This window comes from Dictyobacter arantiisoli, assembly GCF_008326305.1.
Classification (GTDB): Bacteria; Chloroflexota; Ktedonobacteria; order Ktedonobacterales; family Ktedonobacteraceae; genus Dictyobacter; species Dictyobacter arantiisoli.
This window is the reverse complement of record NZ_BIXY01000198.1, coordinates 1-2,673: the sequence shown is the minus strand read 5'-3', so window position 1 is coordinate 2,673 and position 2,673 is coordinate 1. Positions and strand designations below refer to the sequence as shown.

General features: G+C 50.4%; 4 protein-coding genes. All 4 read right to left on the bottom strand.

Features of this window, described 5'->3' with window-relative positions; genetic code table 11:
• Window positions 1–115: MerR family DNA-binding transcriptional regulator (locus F1593_RS27715; protein ID WP_149404189.1), on the bottom strand; the 115-nt coding region annotated here is incomplete at its 3' end.
• A gap of 106 nt (window positions 116–221) precedes the next feature.
• Window positions 222–776 carry a hypothetical protein gene (locus F1593_RS27710; protein ID WP_149404785.1) on the bottom strand — a complete coding sequence of 185 codons (555 nt, stop codon included), beginning with the start codon at window positions 774–776 and terminating at the stop codon, window positions 222–224.
• 245 nt (window positions 777–1,021) lie between these two features.
• On the bottom strand, window positions 1,022–1,651 hold the full coding sequence (locus F1593_RS27705) for an NAD(P)-dependent oxidoreductase (protein WP_149404784.1): 630 nt from the start codon (window positions 1,649–1,651) through the stop codon (window positions 1,022–1,024).
• Window positions 1,652–1,775: 124 nt separating this feature from the next.
• Window positions 1,776–2,192, bottom strand: a complete 417-nt coding sequence (locus F1593_RS27700) for a RidA family protein (protein ID WP_149404783.1) — start codon at window positions 2,190–2,192, stop codon at window positions 1,776–1,778.
• Window positions 2,193–2,673: the final 481 nt, after the last annotated feature.

The following is a 2,673-nucleotide window of genomic DNA, read 5'->3' as shown; positions in this document are numbered from 1 at the left end:
AGTATCGCCTATTCGTTGCGGTTCGGTGGGCCTTGAGCACCCCTTGCCGATCCCATCGTTGCAACGTCTTCACGGAAACGCGGATTCTTTCCCCAAATTCGCTCGGTGTATACATAAACCTATTTTACACACCTTTGCGCACTTTGTCAAGAGCTAGCTCTTGGCTCCCATAAAAAAAAGAGCGACTGCATCATACAGCACCCTTTTATCGATTGCTCAGATTATTTAAAGAGCAGACGGATAGTATACTCCACCTCATACTCTGCCTGTGTCTCCGGGAGCACCAGTTGATCTACGAGCGCTTTAACTTGTGTATATGTAGAGATCTCCAGCACTTCGGCAAGGGCATAGACATCAGGCTTTTGTTTCGGGCTATAGCCCATGAGCTTATAAACCAGCATGGTTGCATTGTCGGTAAAATAGACTTGTAACGGTCCAAAAGACCGCCAAAAAGTCCGCACCGGTTCTTCGACATATTCCTCTACAAAAGGTCCTGCGTCATCGTTTAGCCAATGACGCGGTAGGCCATGACTTTTCGCAACAGCGTTAATCGCTGCGCGGAAAATTTTTTCCTGCTTCGTTAATGGAAGCTTCGTTAAATCCAATCCATCTGATAAGAAACGAAAATCGATATCCTCGGTCGATGGTCTGTTCTCGACGTGCATGACCATGTGCACACCGCCCACAATCAAGATATCGATCGGATCTTGAAAGCCTCGCCCTTTCAGCTCCTCACCGAATGATTGTAGATATACTTCGACATCCTGTCCATCCATGTCAATTCATCCTTTCTACCGATTTACCACTAGCTGCATATATTCTGGCTCCGGCGTACTGATAGCCTCGCGTTTGTAGCGTTGTTCTAATCATCTGGACAAAAGATGACTGAAGAAAAGGCGGCATAGGCCGGGCTGCGGCGTCCATCTGGCCTAAGAGAGTGACATGCCGCAACCCAGACGTATGTATGCTCAATTGTAACATAGGAGCAAAGAATGCAAACTCAATTAACAGTTCTCTGGGATCAATAGCCGACGGTGAAGCGTTGGCGGATGAAGTTGGGATGTTCGATTTCGTCGAGGATGGCGCAGGCGAAGTCTGCGGCTGAGATGTGGCTCTCTCCTTTGGCGTTTTTGATGAGCTGCTCGGTTGCGGTGCGATAGCGGGCGGTTCGTTTACCGGAGTCGATGATGATAGGTGGACTGATCATAGTCCATTCAAGGGTGGCGACGCCGCGATAGACTTCCAGGGCGGTATATTGCGCCTGCGCGATGCTTTTCCAGGCGGTTGGGAATTCTGGTGTGTCCATCAGGAGTTTACCCGGGGATGTTTCCAGGCTGCCGGTGCCGCCAATGGTGATCAGACGGCGTACCCCTGAACGTTCTACGCCATCGATCAGTTTGCGGGTGAGATCCGCGAAGTTCGTGCCGGGGGCTGGCTCAAGTGCGTTCACCACCACATCCTGGCCGCGCTCCAGCTTCGCCATCTGAGCGGGATTTGCTATTTCGCCTTGTTCGATCCTTAAACGAGGATCAGACTGCTGAATGTTGGCAGGATCACGTGCAATCGCCGTTACAGTATGCTCTCGCCGCAATGCCTCGTTGAGCACCGCCCTTCCAGGGGTCGTGGAGATTCCCAGGAGTATAATCTTCATATAGCCTCCGCCTTGTTGCGACAACACGTTACCTACCAGGCTACTATATCACATCCCACCTTGTACTCCCGCATTGGTTGTGGTCCTCTTATCGATGTGAACATGGTGTTGATGGGATGTGAGGTCAGGCTTTGTCTGTGGACTTCTCTTCGCGGGTAGGAATGACGGCGATGGTTTCGATTTCGACTAACAGGCTGGGATCAATCAGGCGGCTAACCTCGACCATGGAGGTGGTTGGCCGAATGTTGCCGAAGACTTCCGCATGCGCGCGACCAATCGCTTCCCACTGGGAGATGTTGACAACATATTGACGGGTCTGAACGACATCGTTAAGCGTAGCACCTGCCTCCTCTAATGCCACTTTGATGCGCTGCCAGATCTCTTTGGCCTGCGCGTAAGGATCACCTGGATAGAGTGCTGTGCCATCTGGTCCTGCGGCGGTGGTGCCGGAGACAAAAACAAGATGCCCCGCCCGTAACGCCCGTGAGTAGCCGACAATTGGTTCCCAGGTCGAACCAGACGAAATATGCTGTCTATCCATCTATTTCTTTATCCTCTCGCGCTATAGCTGTACTTTATACTTTGGCTGACAATGGATTGCATAGTTTTAATTGTGTAGAGACTCTGCTTCAATTGTATCATATTTCCTTTTCCATTCAGAAAGAGTTGAATAAGAATCATGCACTGTGTGTGATTCAATCCCGCGACCGACGTGTGCCTTATCGCTCTCTGCGCATCTGCGGGGCGAGGATTGAGGACGACTCCACCCGTGAGGGGCAATATCGCTTAAACAACGAGAATGACGATGGAGAAGCGTGCCGAGGTCGCAACTGAGGCCACCTACTCCAACAAAGGGGGTGGAATGGGGGAGCGATGCATCCGTAGCAGCCACCCTTCACGGGCAATACCGCTTAAATAACGAGAAAAGGAAGTTTCTTTCTGGCATAATAAAAAAAACGTTACATAGATCCAGAAAGAAAATTCCTTATGCCTTTTAGAATAACGTATCTTCCTGATGATGA

Coding starts and splice junctions, on each gene's coding strand:
- F1593_RS27710 (WP_149404785.1), bottom strand. CDS start 776: ATGGATGGACAGGATGTCGAAGTATATCTACAATCATTCGGTGAGGAG.
- F1593_RS27700 (WP_149404783.1), bottom strand. CDS start 2,192: ATGGATAGACAGCATATTTCGTCTGGTTCGACCTGGGAACCAATTGTC.
- F1593_RS27705 (WP_149404784.1), bottom strand. CDS start 1,651: ATGAAGATTATACTCCTGGGAATCTCCACGACCCCTGGAAGGGCGGTG.